24 protein-coding genes are annotated in these 16,802 nt (G+C 42.9%); 15 read left to right on the top strand and 9 right to left on the bottom strand.

The features are described 5' to 3' along the window. Nucleotides 1-38: 38 nt before the first annotated feature. The 6 genes from KHS79_RS17000 to KHS79_RS16975 form a co-directional block, all read right to left on the bottom strand. Complete coding sequence (locus KHS79_RS17000) at nt 39-824, bottom strand: DUF2303 family protein (protein WP_212720527.1); 786 nt, start codon at nt 822-824, stop codon at nt 39-41. A gap of 9 nt (nt 825-833) precedes the next feature. Further along, nucleotides 834-1,190 carry a hypothetical protein gene (locus tag KHS79_RS16995; RefSeq protein ID WP_212720525.1) on the bottom strand — a complete coding sequence of 119 codons (357 nt, stop codon included), beginning with the start codon at nt 1,188-1,190 and terminating at the stop codon, nt 834-836. 36 nt (nt 1,191-1,226) lie between these two features. Beyond that, nucleotides 1,227-1,907, bottom strand: coding sequence for a hypothetical protein (locus KHS79_RS16990; protein WP_212720523.1), 681 nt, complete (start codon nt 1,905-1,907; stop codon nt 1,227-1,229). Between the two features lie 86 nt (nt 1,908-1,993). After that, the gene (locus tag KHS79_RS16985) at nt 1,994-2,293 is read right to left on the bottom strand and encodes a hypothetical protein (RefSeq protein WP_212720522.1); all 300 of its coding nucleotides are present in this window, start codon (nt 2,291-2,293) and stop codon (nt 1,994-1,996) included. Nucleotides 2,294-2,309: 16 nt separating this feature from the next. After that, the gene (locus KHS79_RS16980) at nt 2,310-2,708 is read right to left on the bottom strand and encodes a helix-turn-helix transcriptional regulator (protein ID WP_212720520.1); all 399 of its coding nucleotides are present in this window, start codon (nt 2,706-2,708) and stop codon (nt 2,310-2,312) included. A 140-nt stretch (nt 2,709-2,848) separates the two neighbouring features. After that, the gene (locus KHS79_RS16975; RefSeq protein WP_212720518.1) at nt 2,849-3,532 is read right to left on the bottom strand and encodes a helix-turn-helix domain-containing protein; all 684 of its coding nucleotides are present in this window, start codon (nt 3,530-3,532) and stop codon (nt 2,849-2,851) included. A 584-nt stretch (nt 3,533-4,116) separates the two neighbouring features. Between KHS79_RS16975 and KHS79_RS16970 the strand changes: the two genes are divergently transcribed. From KHS79_RS16970 to KHS79_RS26145, 3 genes are read left to right on the top strand one after another with little or no spacing between them, the layout of a single operon-like run. Next, a complete protein-coding gene (locus KHS79_RS16970; RefSeq protein ID WP_212720516.1) occupies nt 4,117-4,944 on the top strand; it encodes a replication protein in 828 nt (275 codons plus the stop codon). An 11-nt stretch (nt 4,945-4,955) separates the two neighbouring features. After that, on the top strand, nt 4,956-5,702 hold the full coding sequence (locus KHS79_RS16965; protein WP_212720514.1) for a replication protein P: 747 nt from the start codon (nt 4,956-4,958) through the stop codon (nt 5,700-5,702). Continuing rightward, nucleotides 5,699-5,827 (top strand): hypothetical protein, encoded by a 129-nt coding sequence (locus tag KHS79_RS26145; protein ID WP_267910759.1) that lies wholly within the window; start codon nt 5,699-5,701, stop codon nt 5,825-5,827. The genes KHS79_RS16965 and KHS79_RS26145 overlap by 4 nt, the downstream gene beginning before the upstream one ends. 512 nt (nt 5,828-6,339) lie before the next feature. Here KHS79_RS26145 and KHS79_RS16960 read toward each other — a convergent pair. Genes KHS79_RS16960 through KHS79_RS16950 form a run of 3 tightly spaced genes read right to left on the bottom strand, consistent with a single transcriptional unit; the run spans nt 6,340 to nt 9,440 of the window. Further along, on the bottom strand, nt 6,340-6,594 hold the full coding sequence (locus tag KHS79_RS16960) for an ogr/Delta-like zinc finger family protein (protein WP_212720512.1): 255 nt from the start codon (nt 6,592-6,594) through the stop codon (nt 6,340-6,342). Nucleotides 6,595-6,648: 54 nt separating this feature from the next. Further along, on the bottom strand, nt 6,649-7,653 hold the full coding sequence (locus KHS79_RS16955; RefSeq protein WP_212720510.1) for a phage portal protein: 1,005 nt from the start codon (nt 7,651-7,653) through the stop codon (nt 6,649-6,651). Then, the gene (locus tag KHS79_RS16950) at nt 7,653-9,440 is read right to left on the bottom strand and encodes a terminase large subunit domain-containing protein (RefSeq protein WP_233468477.1); all 1,788 of its coding nucleotides are present in this window, start codon (nt 9,438-9,440) and stop codon (nt 7,653-7,655) included. Before KHS79_RS16950 ends, KHS79_RS16955 begins: the two co-directional genes overlap by 1 nt. Nucleotides 9,441-9,618: 178 nt before the next feature. On the opposite strand from KHS79_RS16950, the gene KHS79_RS16945 reads away from it, so the two are divergent. The 12 genes from KHS79_RS16945 to KHS79_RS16890 all read left to right on the top strand — a co-directional run bounded on the left by KHS79_RS16945 (nt 9,619) and on the right by KHS79_RS16890 (nt 16,801). Continuing rightward, entirely contained in the window at nt 9,619-10,476 is an 858-nt protein-coding gene (locus KHS79_RS16945) for a GPO family capsid scaffolding protein (protein ID WP_212720509.1), read from the top strand. After that, entirely contained in the window at nt 10,476-11,489 is a 1,014-nt protein-coding gene (locus KHS79_RS16940) for a phage major capsid protein, P2 family (protein ID WP_212720508.1), read from the top strand. Before KHS79_RS16945 ends, KHS79_RS16940 begins: the two co-directional genes overlap by 1 nt. 2 nt (nt 11,490-11,491) lie before the next feature. Beyond that, a complete protein-coding gene (gpM, locus tag KHS79_RS16935; protein WP_212720506.1) occupies nt 11,492-12,163 on the top strand; it encodes a phage terminase small subunit in 672 nt (223 codons plus the stop codon). A 97-nt stretch (nt 12,164-12,260) separates the two neighbouring features. Beyond that, nucleotides 12,261-12,719: a head completion/stabilization protein gene (locus KHS79_RS16930; RefSeq protein ID WP_212720505.1), complete on the top strand. Its 459-nt coding sequence runs from the start codon at nt 12,261-12,263 to the stop codon at nt 12,717-12,719. Continuing rightward, complete coding sequence (locus KHS79_RS16925) at nt 12,716-13,168, top strand: phage tail protein (RefSeq protein ID WP_212720504.1); 453 nt, start codon at nt 12,716-12,718, stop codon at nt 13,166-13,168. The genes KHS79_RS16930 and KHS79_RS16925 overlap by 4 nt, the downstream gene beginning before the upstream one ends. Then, nucleotides 13,152-13,814, top strand: a complete 663-nt coding sequence (locus KHS79_RS16920; protein WP_212720500.1) for a virion morphogenesis protein — start codon at nt 13,152-13,154, stop codon at nt 13,812-13,814. Before KHS79_RS16925 ends, KHS79_RS16920 begins: the two co-directional genes overlap by 17 nt. Nucleotides 13,815-13,818: 4 nt before the next feature. After that, nucleotides 13,819-14,934, top strand: coding sequence for a DUF2586 domain-containing protein (locus KHS79_RS16915; RefSeq protein WP_212720499.1), 1,116 nt, complete (start codon nt 13,819-13,821; stop codon nt 14,932-14,934). After that, nucleotides 14,934-15,380, top strand: coding sequence for a phage protein (locus KHS79_RS16910; protein WP_211233705.1), 447 nt, complete (start codon nt 14,934-14,936; stop codon nt 15,378-15,380). The genes KHS79_RS16915 and KHS79_RS16910 overlap by 1 nt, the downstream gene beginning before the upstream one ends. Nucleotides 15,381-15,382: 2 nt before the next feature. Next, nucleotides 15,383-15,757 (top strand): D-Ala-D-Ala carboxypeptidase family metallohydrolase, encoded by a 375-nt coding sequence (locus KHS79_RS16905; protein WP_212720497.1) that lies wholly within the window; start codon nt 15,383-15,385, stop codon nt 15,755-15,757. Between the two features lies 1 nt (nt 15,758). Then, entirely contained in the window at nt 15,759-16,247 is a 489-nt protein-coding gene (locus tag KHS79_RS16900; RefSeq protein ID WP_212720495.1) for a hypothetical protein, read from the top strand. Beyond that, on the top strand, nt 16,228-16,524 hold the full coding sequence (locus KHS79_RS16895) for a hypothetical protein (RefSeq protein ID WP_027710045.1): 297 nt from the start codon (nt 16,228-16,230) through the stop codon (nt 16,522-16,524). Before KHS79_RS16900 ends, KHS79_RS16895 begins: the two co-directional genes overlap by 20 nt. Beyond that, nucleotides 16,517-16,801, top strand: coding sequence for a putative phage tail assembly chaperone (locus KHS79_RS16890; protein WP_212720493.1), 285 nt, complete (start codon nt 16,517-16,519; stop codon nt 16,799-16,801). The genes KHS79_RS16895 and KHS79_RS16890 overlap by 8 nt, the downstream gene beginning before the upstream one ends. The last annotated feature ends 1 nt before the right edge of the window (nt 16,802 follow it).

The raw sequence follows: 16,802 nt of genomic DNA, 5'->3' as shown, positions 1-16,802 counted from the left end.
GGTGGTTTAGCGACAGCTTCCTGCTAAACCTGTCATAGTTAGTGGGTATCTCGACCTTCGATTACCATAAGGTCGCCTACACCATTTTGGATATCCTGAGTAACTTCCTTGAAGGCGTCCTCAATCACGCGCTCAGGTTGGATCAGCTTGTACCACAGCAATAGCCGCCCATCATGTAAGCGATAATAGAGTTTGGCTTTAACCTCGTACTTCTCACCGTTATGAAAAGGGGCTAATCCCAATTTGATTTGTTCTGGTAGTTCAACCGTACCTTTTTGATTATCTTCGCTATAGGTAAACTGATATTCACCCGTATTGAGTCGCATGGCCGAACCAAAAACCGCTTTTCGAATGACGTTAAACTTCAAGGCAATTTCTAATAATTCAGCGCCACTGGGGCTGACAATATCTTCCGCACGTTCTTCTAAAAACTCTGCAAAGCTTGTTTGATCCATTTTTTCTTTATTCATCGCTTGCCAAGCTTCCCACTCACGTGAAAGAGGGCAGCCATACTCTACCGTGTGCGCGCCACTACGCGGCTCTTCTTGCGAGTGGTGAAAATCGATAATCGCTTTAAAGGATTGGCACGTATCATCGGCAAAAATCGTTGTATGCGGGTTTTTAAAGCGATTAATATAATCAATAAATGATTTCACCGTATTCATTTTAATATTTTGCCGGGTCTTAATAGGGTGGGGGAGATACTGCTCTATACTCACTAACTTGTAGTCATTGCCAATCGCCACGAAGGGAATACCTTCTTTATTATGAATAACCTGGCTGGCCCCTAACTTAATTAAATCTTTAACGTGATTGTGTTCCATGGTCTTTCCTTACTCGTTGAAGATGGATTTTAGTTTTTGAGTTTCGCCAGAGACTGGCACGGTTTTGAGTTCCAACTCGCCTTGCTTGGGATCGTTACGCAACAAATCACCATCCGCGGTGGACCAAAAAATTGCTTTAGGTTGTTCATATTCAGGGATAGAGGTTTTTACCGTAGGCGATATTTTTATCGTATCCTCATCGTTGTTACTTAACATTTGAATTTTTAACTGGAGGGTAATGGAACCTGTTTTTTGCGTTTCCCTCACCGCTTTCACAATGTTTGAAAGTTTTTCTGTCAGCTCATCGTTGAGACTTCCACGATTAATATAAGCAACGGTTTGGCTAAAAGGCGTATGATCATTCATGGCATGAGTACCCTTGTTGTCGTTAAATGTTATTAATTAATCATCTGCAAATGGATATCCTGTATCCACGTCATCAACATCTAAAATAAACTTGCTTTTTGCGGTATAGAGTTGGAATAAATCTTTTTCGAAATTATACAGATCACCGACAAAAAGCTTGTTTTTATAATTTTCATTATTGATCTGTAATGAAAAAATATTACCATTACGATTGATAGCGATTCGATACTCACATGCATACTCACTTTTATTGGGTTCACAATCAAATGCTATCCAAGTAGCGTTGAGTCTCGTTTGGTCACAATGGAAGGTAATATGCTCATAATGTTCAAGTTGTACATCTTCAGCAGAATATTCAATAAAATCAGTGATAAGCTTAGATAGCTTGATTTCTTTAGGGGCGGGTTGTAGTAGTTTTTCAAGGCCTTCTTCAATTTGACGTTTGCCTTGTTGATATAAACAGGCATCTAACTTGGCCCTTATTACCTCTAATATAAAGGTATTGTAGCTGGCTAGATCAAGTTCGTTTACATCTATATTTAGTGAATGTTCAACGGTTTCTTTTAGCTGCTTACCGAAGGTTGAATAACTACTGAGGGTTGTTTCAATCACTGCGTCAACCACAACCTTAACTTGCTTATCAATTGTCTCCTTAATAACGCCACTTTTTGATAGTGCGTTAAATGAATCGAGTACCATAGCTTCCATTTCTTTCATGTCATTTTCCTTTTTTTAAGACAAAAAAATCCCGTCACGCTTCATCAGAGCAAAAATAAAGCTAAATTAATTTGTGAGATAATAAATTATTGCGTGGTATTTAGGCTTTTTCCTGTATCCCACAGTAATTGAGCGCTATGAGTGATAGGCTTAACAAATAACGCAGTCATCGTATCATCGTGATTCCAAAACTTGATGGCAAAATGAAAGTCCTTGATTTCTCCCGGATTCCACTCATTTATTAGCGTGTCGCCATCTTCTTCAATATTAAAATCAGTATTTGTTATTAATATGGAGTCAAATCCAAGCTCTTTGAGTAACGTTTCAAAGTGAACCATTTCATTTTCAGATAATTTTACAAATAAAGGATTTTCAGTGGGGTTCATTAAGGGCCTCCTTGCTTTATATACGTGATGTATTGAGTAATTCTTGTCGTCTTATTAATCGTTTTGCTACTCGGACTGGTCTGGGTTTGTTTGGGTCCTCCTGCATTACCCTTGGCCACTCAGGTACAGCACCTACACTGAATACAATCAATAGTGGCGTGATAATTTTTAATCGAATAAGCTCAGCCACTAAATGGGCTCGATTATTAGTATTTAACTTATAGTGAGCGTTTTTAATACGGTTGCTAACGGAGCTGGGCTCAACACCTTGTTCTCTGGCAATGACCTTATCTGTTTTACCCGACAGAAGCCCTATGCAATAGGCCACTTCTCGTGGGGCAAGATATGGGTTGTTAAGATTTGATTGCCAATGACCATCAGTAATGTAGTCATTAATGGGTGTTATGCTTTCCATAGCAAAGTCTCTAAATGATACTTTTAAATCTACTTTATCATTAAAATATATAAATTCAACTAAAATGATAATATTTTTTCGAAAAAGCGTAGTGTGTAAGCACGCACTACAGGTTAAGGGGAGAGTTTATCTATGAAGGGCTATCTGTTTTCGATGTAGTCAGCTAAAGCCTTAAGAATTGTTAAGTCTGCAGGAATAAGTTTGTTTTTAGCGATAAGGTCTGTATAGGTATTAATGACCTTCATTTGTTCTTGAAGGAAGGTTGGAGTTTGATTTGATGGCTCTAGCTGAGCAACTGACGTATTTGTCTTACTATTATTCTCATCTAACAGCCAAAGCATATCAACTTTCAAGATTTCACAAAGTTTTTCAAGCTTGTCACGTCTGGGGTAGGCTCGGCCTTCTATGGATTTATGCTCCCATTTGCTTACAGTTGCTGTAGTAACATCGCAATACTTAGCTATCTCTCCTTGAGTTAAATCTAGCTCTTTTCTTCGAGCTTTTAACTTAGTCCAAAGTTTACTTAGTTGGCGTGAGTCAACTTTTGCTTTAACTTTAATGAAGTCATCTTCTTCTAAGTTAGCAATGGCTGAAATTATAGGTGACTGGTTGTTATCTCCAGTATAAAACCAATTGGGCTCTACCTGTAAAATTTCGCTAAGCTTCTGTATATTATCCTGCCTGGGAAAGGCCTGCCTATCAGTCTCCTTGGCTTCCCATTGAGATACTGATGCTACTGTGACACCACAGTAATCAGCTACTTCTTTTTGAGTTAGATCAAGCTCGCGTCGGCGTGCTCTTAGTTTTTTCCAAAGATTAGCCATAAAAAATCAACTTATAAGTTGACAAAATATCGTTTAGCCATAATTATATTAAAAAAGCCGATACCCCATGAGAGTATTGGTTGATATGTTAACCTCTAAAAGGCACAAACACCAGTGCTAAGGGGGCTTTGCGCCTAAATTCAAAGGTATATGTAAAGGGAGACAAAAACACATACCCCGAATAGATATTAGCGTTTATGTGAGAAAACTTTACCTCAAGTTTAAATTAACGTCACTTAGCTTAACTTTACTGTAAGTTCATACAGCTAATGTTCTGATAAGGAGTATCTAACATCATTTCGTTATATTTTATCTAATTAACACGCTGCATTTTGAGCGTTTAACTTTCCTTGAAGTTGTTACACTCAATCAATACAGGAGGTATTGTTTAGTGAAAAGTACTTAAACTGATTCCCACTTAACTCATTTATTTTCAAATGCTCTTGAATCTGCTTTGTGACACTAGTGGGTTAAGCCATCTTTTCATGTTTAAAAAATTAAGATTCTTATTTTTGTAGATAAAAAAAAGCTGCCAGATTCTCGGAGGAAAAAGGCAGCTTATTAACACTAGAAGAGTAATTAGTATGGATGAATCTCACGATAAATACAATGGTTACGTTCGATTTGATAATCAATTATTAGAAGCAATGTGTCGTCTTGATATTTCAGGGCGTCAGCTTCGTATCTTAATGGCAGTGTTCAGAAAAACAATTGGTTTTAACCTTGATGTGGACTGGATTTCTGCTAGTCAACTTGCCGATTTAATGCAATACGATGGAGCTACTACTCACCTGCATGCTGATTTACGGTTGCTTAAAGAGCGTAAAATTATAATTACCCAAGGTCGTAAAATAGGTATCAATAAACAAAGTGATCAATGGTTTTTTAGTAAAATCGAAACTAACCAAAATCCGTCACTCAACAAACCGAAATCGGTCACACCTAAAGAAACCAAAAACGGTCAGGTAAGTGACCGAAATCGGTCAGAAAAAGTGACTGAAAACGGTCACCACAAAAGACATAAATACACTAAACCAAAAAACACTATAACCCCCTTTAGTTCCCCCCAGGAAAATTTCGACTCACAATCGAATCAAACCAGTCAACAACGAAAGGTAACTCAGCGAGCGACTGTAGTACCTGATCACTTTGCCGTGACACCTGAGCTTGTGCAGTGGGCCAATGAAAAATCGATTCATGTTGACCTTGGGTTGGAAACGGAGAAATTTTTAAATTACCACCGGGCTAAGGGATCAAGCTTCAAGTGTTGGGTATCGGCTTGGCGAAACTGGATGCTCAAAGCGCAAAGCTTTACCACTGAAAAAAGCGTTCAACGTATGCCATCGACCCCGAGTTCTTCAACTGCGATGAATTGGGATGACACCAGCTGGCGACATGATTTAGGGCTATGAGGACCAATACGATGAAATCAACCAAGGAAATTATTTCGCATATTAACTTTGACCAACCAAGTTGTCCTCCACCTCAGACAGCTCAACCGGATGTCTCTGAACATGCGGCGCAATTAGTGAATTTAATTTTTCGGGAATTGGTGGGAATCTTTCCAGCTTGGAAACAAGCTTTTGCTGATCCAGAGGTCTTGGCCAGTGCAAAGCGTAATTGGACAAAAGGATTTATCACGCATGGTGTTGTCCATGTTGAACAGGTACGGAAAGGGTTAAATAAAGCTCGTGGCATGGATAAAGACTTTGTGCCGAGCGTAGGAACTTTTATTCAGTGGTGCCAACCTCAACCGGAAGACGTAGGGTTACCTTCACCCGCCATGGCTTACCGAGAAGCGTGTGATCATAGTCATAACCCAATGCAAGCACACTGGTCGCATGAAGGCGTAAAAGTAGCCGCTCAAGAGACGGGGTATTTTGAGTTAAAAACACGAACGGAAGCTGAAGTATTTCCACTCTTTAAGCGTAATTATGCCATCGTCACGCGCCGAGTCTTAGCAGGAGAATCACTTAATGAAATACCCAAGGCATTGACCAATGATGGTCAACGAAGCTTGGCAGAACAAAATGAGGCATATTTTGATAAACAGCATCAGCAGTATGTTGAATCAAGTGGATTAAGCCATTTAAAGAGTGCCAGAGAAGCTTTATCCGCTATCAGAAACTTGCTAAGCGATACAGTCACAGAGTCAGGTACAGTTCAATGAAAAAAACGTTAGCTGCCTCATTATTGGTTTTTGTCGTTGTACTGGCTGGCTATTATCTGGATCAAATTGAATCACGTAAGACGTCAGCTCAATGTGCTCAGCATCAAGCCATTTTTATATTTTGAATTAGTTTGTTATTACTAATAGAGTGGTTCTAAGTAGTACCCTTCTATTGTTGTAAATATCATTTAGAATTACTCATTAAATAAGTAAAACATTTGTTCGATTTTTTGTTCACTTTGCAGACATGATCATGTAACATGTGTCACTTATTAGTCTTTTAAGCAACTCAACCGTCAAAAAACTTTACACTAGAAAGATGTACCCCTTCCATTTCAGAGGGTTTAAATCGTCGTATATCTGTAATTTATAATAACTCTATACATTGCGTGAAATAGGAGTCTTTGCAGTGATTAGCGCTAAGGATGGAAGTCACTTGTACCTAAGTAAGGAAAAAATAGGACGAATTCAAACGCATTTAATTGAATTTATCGAAATATTTGAAACACTGGTAGATCTCAAGAAACCTGTAGTACTAACACCGGGGGAGTTAAGATATTTTTTGCTACTTGCGGAGTTCATGTATCAACAATGTCTTCCCGATGAATAAATAATTTACGCAACACTTGATGGCGCATTAACTCGCCATCAAGTGTTGTGCAATCTGCTGCTTTTCTGTGGGTGTTAACTCTTGAACCAAAGCCATAAGTGCATGATTTACGGTGGCTTGTGGTTTGATAGAAAGAGAGTGACTAAAGGATAATTTCATCACAAAGGCATGATTACAGTCGGTATTTTTACACTGACAATATAAATCACACACTTCTTTGCTGAGCGTTGAACGCGATTTAATAACGGCCTTATGTTCGCAGTGTGGGCAGTTCACTTGCATGGGGTGTTTCCTTATTTAAGTACACTTAAACTAATGGTGATGACATAAATATTATTATAAGGAATTGGGCAGCTGGAATTGAATTTGGTTTCCTGATAAATGTTCATTTAATTGCATAAAGGTTTCCGATAGTGGACGAATTTCATTATCCGTATACACCTGACTAATTTTTTGGATATCACCAAAGCCGCCGGTATTTTCCGGCATAATCCCCGCGAGAGCTGGGGGCATTCGCCAGGCGCTAATGATATCGTTGCGGCTAATATTTTTAATGCGCTCAAATTCATCTTTGGTGGCAATATCGCCGACCGGAATTATTTTTACAGAATGTTCGTTTCCATTGGGTATGTGCAGAAATAAACTTCTAAAGTTACCCACGCCTTTGGACTGTTTGAGTTTTTCTTGCATTTTCGCCACCCCTTCAGGGGTTAAGCTTGGGTCGTTGGTGTAAAAAATAAAACCGGCATGCGCCCCATTATCATAATAGCGGCGGCGGAAGAGGGTCGCTGATTCATTTAACAAAATAGAATGCATAGCACTTAAGTATTCGGGAATACCATACACTTGTTGACTAACATCGTATTCAGTTAATGCAATAATTTCCCCTTTTTTAAATCGGGTAATCGTTCGGTCAGGACTGAGCCAAATATAATGATCAGGCTTTAATGCTTTGCGCATATTAATCGCTGGGACTTGCTGTAAACGCAAGGTTTGTTTATAGGGGTTCAAAATACGCTTAAAGTAGCATTGACCAAATACATTAAAATCGTAGCCTGCCCGATACAGTTCAGGTTTGGGCAATAAGGCGCAGGCCTTATAATGTTTCACCAGCATATTACGTTTAAAACCCGCACAGGCGCTGTGATGGGGATTGGCACGTAGCAGTTTGGCGAGCCCCGTTAAACTAACAGGGGGCTCGTAATAATCGCCCTGATGATTGGCAAATACACCGAGATAGTCGTGTAGTTGGGTGGCGAGCACCGACTCAGGCTCACCAAAACCAAAGACCGTGATGTTCTTGGGCAGGGGGGGAGTCGGTTTATTTTTTTGGACTTGCATTATTCATCCTCAAAATCCCAGGTTGACGCTTGCTGGTATTCGGTATTAATGGGTTCATTAAACAGCGCGTGTAGAATGGCAAAGGCGACGTCAGCGTGCCCGGTTTCTTGGGTACGGTTGGCACTGTAGGTGATTTGGCCGCTTGGGGTAGTGGTTTGTTTGATGGTTAAAAAGGCGTGAGGAATATCGGTCATCTCCGCATCAAATGCTAAGCGACCTTTGCGAATCACATCCAGCCCTTTTAATACCAATTGATTTTTAGTGTCGACACTGTAATTGATGGCGCGGGCAAAGGGGAAAAAGCCGCGTACCAGGTCATAGACACCCCGACCAATACCGGTAATATCAATCCCTATGTGTTGTACATTAAAGCGCTGTGTCAGCTGTCTAATCTGCTCTGCCTGATAGGAAAAGTCGGCGTTATACCACTGATGTTTTTCTAATACCCTAAACCGGTCACCATACGCCGGGTTGGGTGGGGCTAAAACGACACAGGTAGCCGCATCTTGGGTGCGGCTAGGATCAAAGCCCAGCCATACTTCATTATTCGCAAAGGGCCGGGTTTCATGGGGATCATAATCCAGCCAGAATAAACGATCAGAACAGCATTTTTCTAAATCCGTTAGCTTGAAGACACTTTGTTTATCATCAATAAACTGACACATCAGTAGGTTATTGAATTCGTCTTCTGAATACTCTAAACGTAACTGGTCGATATCAAATAAATCACAACCCCCCGCAATCGCATCTTCAATGGTGATAATTTGTCGAAACTGGCCATCAGGGCATAACATACCTTTCGATAATTCGGCATCGGTAGGGAATGCTTGATCAGGGTGTTTCTTTTTAAAGGCTTGCCCGGTCCAGAAAGGATACGCTTCATGACCCACAGCACTGGGTGTTGAAAAATACGTCTTACGCCACTTCTTATGCATGGCCATACCTGAAGCAACGGTATTAATCTTTTTAAATTTTGGTATCCAAAAGTATTCATCCGTGTAGACATGACCGTGATAACTTTGCGCGGTGCTGGCATTGGTGGACACAAAACGTAATTCGGCACCATTGCTTAAGGTAATGGGGTCACCTTTCAACTCAATATCAAACCAGTCCTTGGCAAATTGAAGGATGTAACTGCGGAATACTTCGGCTTGGGAACGGCTGGCGGATAAAAAGATTTGATTATCACCAGTAAGTACGGCATCCTCAAAGGCTTCACCGGCAAAGTAATAAGTTAGCCCGATTTGTCGGCTTTTTAAAATATTACGGAGTCTATTCCGTTGTGGATCATTTTTAGCGTTTCTGAGTGCTCGTTGATAATCAAAAAGTTGACTTAAAAACTTCTGTTCAAAATCGACTTGGTTGATACCACTGATATCATTTTTTATTTGTTTTCTTTTTTTGCGTGTCTTGGACTTTTCGGCAGAGGAGGGGGGATGCGTTTCATCCATGTGCTTTGGATCCACATGATGCTTTTGCAGTTTCGCTAATTGACTGACCAAGCGATCCATTTCATTCAGTTCACGCTCGGATTTGTTTTCTCGACCGGATAAAACAATAAGACGACGTGAGAGGGCGGATTCTGCGGTTTCACTTTGAATAAGGTCGGTCCAACCTTCTTGGGCGGCCCAGTAATAAATAATACGTTTCGATTCAATACCCAGTTGCTTAGCAATTTCAGGTACACGATGGCGCTGTAAATACAACTGTTTGGCTTGTTGTTTAATCGACTCGGAATATTTCATGGATGTATTGCAACGCATAATGAAAGGATGTGCGTTAATCATAAAAGACCTTAACGCAAAAATAATGGGTTAAACTTCCTGAAAATTCCTAATCAATACTTAGCGTCGCGTAATAGGAAATACCAGAAAATCATTGCATTGCTGGTCGTTAAAAAAGCCATTAATTTAACCCTTAACCACCGTGAATAAACTGAAATAACCCAAGGGCTTGGAAAAGGTAATGGCGACAACTGACTGGCTTTGTATCATGAAAAGTGGCCCGACCGTGGATGGTCGCGAGATTGCGCCACAAGCGGTGAAGGAAATGGCCGAGTCCTATAACCCTGATGAATATACCGCGATGATTTGGTATGAGCATTTTCGCTTTTATGGCAACTTCGGTCAGGTTGTGGAACTCAAAACCGAAGTGGATCCAAAAGACCGACAATGTTTGTTTGCTAAAATAAAGCCCAATCAACGCTTGTATGCGTTAAATGAACAACAGCAGCAATTATTTTTCTCCGGGGAAATTCTGCCGGATTTTCGTAACACCGGCAAAGCCTATTTATTTGGTTTGGCCATTACCGATCAGCCGGCCAGTGTGGGCACTTCGCAGTTACATTTTAATCATCGCCGACAAGACCCTGACAGCTATTTCAGTCAACCTTTGCAATTTACTTACGATGACATCGCTAACCCAGAAAAACACTGGTTTAGTCGTATGTTTAGCCGCGATAAATCCGCGCCAGAACAAGGCAACCCAATGGACGATAAACAGTTTACTCAATTGCTGGAAAGTCAGAATAAAAACGCAGAAGCCATCACCCAGTTGGCTGCCGTGGTGGAGAAATTCAGCACGGTGGCGGCTAAAGGTGATGATTCAACAACGCCTGATGCATCTAAAGAGACTGAGTCTGGTGCAACACCAACCACTGAAACCACCGCAACCGTAGAGGCATCCAGCGTTTCTACTGAGGAGTTTAACAGCCTTAAGCAGTCTCTCACCCAGCTGGAAAATGTGGTGAAGCAGTTCAGCATGGAAGGCACGTACATCCCTGAGAATGAAGGCCCTGCCGAAGAACACGACGAGGTGCTGTAATGCGTCCAGAAACGATTCAGCAATTTAACACTTTAAAGCGTAATATGGCGCGTACGTATAATGTACGTAATGTGGCGCATAAATTTAATGTTGCACCGTCCATTGAACAAAAACTCAATGATGCGATTGTCGCCACCAATCCCATGCTGCAAAAAATCAATGTGCTACCTGTCAATGAGCTGCAGGGTGAAAAAGTCTTTTTAGGGGTGGCCAGTGCAGTGACAGGGCGCACCAATACCAAAAAACAAGACCGTGTCCCTCGTAACCTGGTGGATTTGGATAATGACGGTTACCAGCTCTATAAGACTGAATCTGATGTCTGTATCAGCTACGAGCAAATGGATGTGTGGGCCAAGTTTAAAGATTTTGCGTCACGCTATAGCCGAGCGGTGCAGCATCGTATGGGTGTGGATCGGATTATGGTGGGTTGGTATGGCACCAGTGTGGCGACGCAAACGGATTTAGCGGCGAACCCGCAGTTACAGGATGTGAATAAAGGCTGGTTGCAGATCATCAGAGAAAAAGCCCCCGATCAAATCCTTAATAAGGACGATCAAGGTAACCCGATTATTTTGGGGGATGATTATGCCAACCTGGACGAATTGGCCACGGATTTAAAATACATGATCGGTGAACCCTTTAAAGCGGATCCTGATTTAGTGTTTTTAGTGGGCAGTGATTTATTGGCACATTATCACTTACGGTTGTATCACGCCCAGGGTGAAACCCCCTCTGAAAAAGAAAAAGTGGAAAATCAGCAAGTGATCAAAACCTTTGGCGGATTGCCTTCTTTTTCATTTCCGGGCATGCCACCTCGGTTGGCGATGGTCACCAGTTTTAATAATTTATCGTTGTATTTTCAAAGCAGCTCCTGGCGTAAACAGGTGATGGATAATCCCCGTCGCGATCAGGTGGAAGATTATAATTCACGGAACGAGGGCTATGTCGTCGAGCAATATCAAAAAGTAGCGTTTGTTGAACCGGATAAACTGAAGTTTAAAGGTGAATCGTAACCATGTTGAGCTTAGCAATGCGGCAAAAGCAACGACAAGCGGATGCCATCCAGATGGCTGAACGAGTGCCGTATAGCCCTGAAACCGCGCTTGCCACACTGGCGAATGCTAAACAGCTCTGTCAATTGCAACTGCGTGGTTTACGGGTGGATTTGGGCGAGCTTAAAAAACTACAAGGTTATCAAGCCAAAGCCGACTATAAACGACAACTGATTCCTAAGTATCAGGATTATATTCAACGGTATTTAGCGTCCGGTTGGGAACACCCAAATGAGGTGTTGGTGTATGTGGTGATTTGGCTGTTTGATACCAATCAGCTATTCGACGCCCTCGAACTGGCGACCATTGCAATTCAACAACAACAGCCAATGCCTGAGACGTTTCGGCGTCGGGAGATGGCCACCTTTGTCTGTGATGAAGTGTTAAAAGCCTTAGATCATCGTATCGAGGACGCGGAAACTATTTTTGACTGGGTGCTGGAGTATTTACTGAACGGCACCTGGGATGTCATTAAGGAAGTGAAAGCGCGCTTTTATAAAATTGCAGCCTCGAAATTTGAAGCGGATAACCAATTAGACGACGCGTTAGTGTTTTACGAAAAAGCCCATGAAACCTGGGAAAAAGTGCAGGTTAAAACTAAGCTCGAAAAATTACGAAATAAATTAATTAAATAAAGCTCCCCGCACCCGACCGGGCCGCACTCTTAAAAAAAGACGCGCGCGTTTATTTTTTTAATCGGTGCTGTGCCCTGGTCGTTTTAAAAGGCTTTGTATGAGCATTCACGACAGTTTATATCAACCAGCGACCGCTGACATTGTCAGTGATGGCTTTTTTCCAACGGTGTCCGTAGGTGACTTTCAGCAGTTGTATCGGCTGCATGAGTACACAGAAGATTTAATTGAAAGCGAGCTGATTCAGGCAGTGATCACTATTAATGGACAGCTGGAAACCTTTAAAACCCAAGTCATTAGCAAAGGCTATCCGTCCTTAGCTGAGCGTCCCAGCAGCACCGTGAATGGCGAACATCGTGACTGTTTTTTATATCAGCGGGCGGTGATGAGCCTAACCAAAGCCAATGTGCTGAAGCAATACCAAACGATTTTGACCAGTGATAAAGCTGAGCATGTCGCTAAAACCAATGACGACACTTACGGCTTTTGGTTGGCGGCGTCACAACGTGCGCTGTGCCAATTGCAAAGCGAGTTATTTATTAGCGCTGAATTATTATGAAAAAACTCACGGCCTTTAAAGAGTATTTACTGGATTTAAAACTGGTCACTCCAGAAAAACTGGAAGCCTATCCAGAAAATAATCAGCTGGACATTCTTACCAAGCCTGGCGAGCAGGGTTTGGAAATGGCCCAGGTCAGCTATGATGCCGTGTTTGAATTAAACCTGGTGAAAGCCAGTTATACGGCATTAGTCGCCATTGTCAGCGGCTGGCTGGCCGAGAATGACCAGGAACGTAATCAGCAGGATGTTGATAAACCCGAGTTTGAGTATGAGCTGACAGAAGAGGGGTTAGTGGATGTACGCCTGATGATTCCTTTTTGTGAGTCGGTGTGTTTAGTGGAGAAAGAACAGGGTCCGATTCATTACGCAGGAAAACGCTGGGATACCGGGGATTATGATTTATGGATTGCTGAACGCGGTGAGGTGACCGATGCCAGCACCCGCTAATCCCATCAATATCCGCCACAATGGTTTATCGGTCCGTGAGCAATTTGCCGTACTGCAACTGTCGCCCAGTGATAAACGCAAAGCCTTACTCAATGCTGGTAAAGCCGTGCGTAAACACAGCCGCCAGCGTATTCGTCAGCAAAAAACACTCTCGGGCCAAAACATGGCCGCCCGTAAAAATCGACGTAAACGTAAAAAAATGCTGCGCGGATTATCCCGCACTATGGGCGTACAGGCCAACGCAAACCAGGCGGTGATCGGTTGGCGTAATCCGGTAACGGGGGCTATTGCCAAGCGGCAACAGGAAGGCTTAAGCCAGACCATGAGTAGCCGTGACTTACCGAAAATAACACGGGCGACGTATGACGAACCCTGCCCCAAAAACATCGCACGGGCGTTAATCCGAGCCGGTTTTACCATCAAACGTAAACGCGGCAAAGGCCATAAACGGCCTAGCCTGGCGTGGATCACCGAGCATTTAACCTTTGGTATGGCGGGCGCGATTTTGCGGGAATTAACCGATAAACCCCAGCAATCCCGCTGGCGTATTCCCCTGGCCGCACGGCCTTTTTTAGGGGCGACGAATGACGACATTAATCAAATACTGGACGCGCAATTGCGTGAATTCCTACAGGCAATGAGGTGATGACATGGCACTGGGCAAGGTCACGGTCAATAACTTAAATCTTTTTCAAGGCCCGATTACAGCCATTGAGCGGACCTTTTTATTTATCGGGCCAGCGCCACAGCGTCATGGTGATGTATTGAGTATTAATAGCCAAACCGAGCTGGATACGTTATTGGGTGAAGCGGATTCTGATTTAAAAAGCCAATTAATTGCCGCCAAAGCTAATGGCGGACAACACTGGTCGGCGTATGCGGTACCCTTAGCGGAAGGGGGTACCTGGCAAGACGCCTTTGAGCTGGCGATGGAACAAAAAGTGTCTCCAGAAGCGGTGGTGATTACCACACCCGTTGCCAATCAAACGGATTTGCAAGCGATGTATGCGGCGTCATTATCCGCCATTAATGAACATGGTCGCCGTATGATCTTTATGGCGACGACACCAGGTATCACGTCAGAACAAACCTGGTCCCAGTACCTGGCCAGCCAAAAAGCCCTAGTGATTTCCGTGGCGGCCCCTCGGGTGTGTGTCGTCCCTCAATTACATGGCAATAATGTCGGTGTGTTAGCCGGTCGGCTGTGCAATAGCAGCGTGAGCATTGCTGACAGTCCGATGCGGGTCGCTACAGGTCCATTGGTGGGGTTAGGCCCTGTCCCGAAAGATAAGGAGGGCATGGCGCTGCCCAGTGTCATGATCACTGAGCTGGATAAAATACGGCTCTCAGTGCCACAAACCTATCCCGATTATCCGGGAACCTATTGGGGTGATGCCAGCCTGTTAGAGCAACCAGGCGGTGATTATCAGGTCATAGAGCATTTACGCATCGTTGATAAAGCCGCTCGCCAAATACGGCTGTTAGCGATCAGTAAAATAGCCGATCGCTCACTCAATAATACCGATTTATCAATTGCCTGTAATAAAAATTATTTTATGACGCCGTTGCGGCAAATGAGTAAATCGGTGCGCTTTATGGGGCGAATTTTTCCGAATGAAATTCACCAGCCCACGGACAGTGATATTGAAATTATTTGGAAAAGTAAAACCGACGTTGAAATATATTTAAGCCTCAAACCCTATAACGCCCCTAAATCCATCACCGTGAATATTGCCTTGGATTTATCCAATAAAGAGGACAAATAATGCGTATTTCGGGAAAAAGTTTTGATATTACCCTCGGTGATGTGATGCTGCATGTCGAAAAAGCCTCACTGGATATCACCGATAACCGTTCACCCGTTTATAACCACGGCGTGCCCAATGGTTACGTCGACGGTGATGTGGAAGCCTCTGGCGAGCTTGAAGTGGATGCCCAGAATTTCCAGCTGGTTTTGGATGCCGCGAAACAAGCAGGGAGTTTTCGAGGACTGGAACCCTTTGACATGGTGTATTTTGCCAAAACCGGTGACGAAGAATTACGGGTAGAAGCGTTTGGTTGCCTTATTAAAGTCACCAATTTGCTGGATATCGACAGTAAAGGCGGTGAAAAATCCGTCATTAAATTACCCTTTGCCGTCACCAGTCCGGATTTTATTAAAATCAATGGCGTGTCGTATTTACGCCCTGAAGAAACCGAGAATCTGGTGTAATCATGGCCTACTCATTTTTTTCTGACCGTGAATTAACCTGTCGTTGTGGTTGTGGTCAACAACAGATGCAGCCTGACTTTATGTCACGACTGATTGAACTGCGGATATTGTGTGGTTTTCCGTTACCGGTTACCAGTGGTTACCGCTGTGCCAATCACCCCGAAGAAAAAAAGAAAACCACACCCGGTGCCCATAGCCTGGGCTGTGCCGTTGACATTGCCTGTCGCGGTGAACAGGCCGTGACCGTGTTAAAGCACGCCTTGGATCTAGGCTTTACCGGCATTGGCATTAAGCAAAAAGGCGGCAGCCGTTTTATTCATTTAGATATGGCCCCCAAAACCGCCACCCGACCTCGGCCCTGGATGTGGAGTTATTAACATGCTGCAAGGACTCGCCGCAAAACTAACAAATTTAATCGGTGGTGGTTTAGTGGATAAGGTGGTGGATACCGCGGTTAAATATTTTCCGCCCGATGTTTCACCGGAACAGAAACAGCAATTTGCGTTGGAGTGCCGGCAACTTGAGCTGAAGTACGCCCAACAGCAACAACACTTAATTAACCAAGCAGAAGCCTTACTCACACAGCGTATTAGCCAGCTGGAAGGCACCGCCCAGGATCTCTTAGCTTTACCCGTCATCGGTCGGCTGTTGTTGTTTTTGCGTGGTGCGCAACGTCCGGTCTGGGGTTTTGCCACCTTGTACCTGGATTGGTGTTGGTTTGCTACCTGGCAACTGACCGACCAACAAGAAACTGCTTTGACATTGATTAATATGTTAGTGCTTGGTTTTTTATTTGGCGAGCGGGCCATTAAAAATGTCATGCCCTTAATTATGCAGGTCACGCGTCATGCTCGAAAAGCATCCTGAATTACGCCATAAATTATTTATGTCGTTTGTGGGTTTGTTTGTGACCCATTTAATTGCCTGGAATGTGTATATCTACAGCCAAATGAGCAGTAATCAGCGTGAATTTCTCATTCTGAAGGCGTGGATTAACGAAAACTTTGCGAAGAAAACCACGATTAAAAGCTTAGAAACGAAAATAGACAGTAAATTCGAAACGATCACCCAGCGTTTTGATGACATTAATAAACGTCTGGATTTTATTATTTTATTAAACCAAGGGAACCCCCACGATGAGTGAACAAACATTTACGTTATCCATAAACGACCAAGAGTTAAGTTTTACTGTGACACTGGATAAACACAATCATTTCGTCAATGCGGTTAATCAAAAAAATAAAATTGCTTCAGCACATAATTTTTGTATGCAAACGGTAGTAGACAAAGATAAAGACGCGTTAAAAGCGTTATTAAAACAACCCGCTGCGGGTGTACAAATTGCGACCGCATTAATGGAAGCCTACGTGCCGGAATTAAATATCGTGGTAAAGCCTGTACCGACTTCAGTGAAGCAATAAC

It is taken from the genome of Zooshikella ganghwensis (assembly GCF_018263875.1).
Lineage (GTDB): Bacteria > Pseudomonadota > Gammaproteobacteria > Pseudomonadales > Zooshikellaceae > Zooshikella > Zooshikella ganghwensis.
Note: the sequence above shows the minus strand (reverse complement) of the source record. Positions and strands in the feature narration are given on the sequence as shown.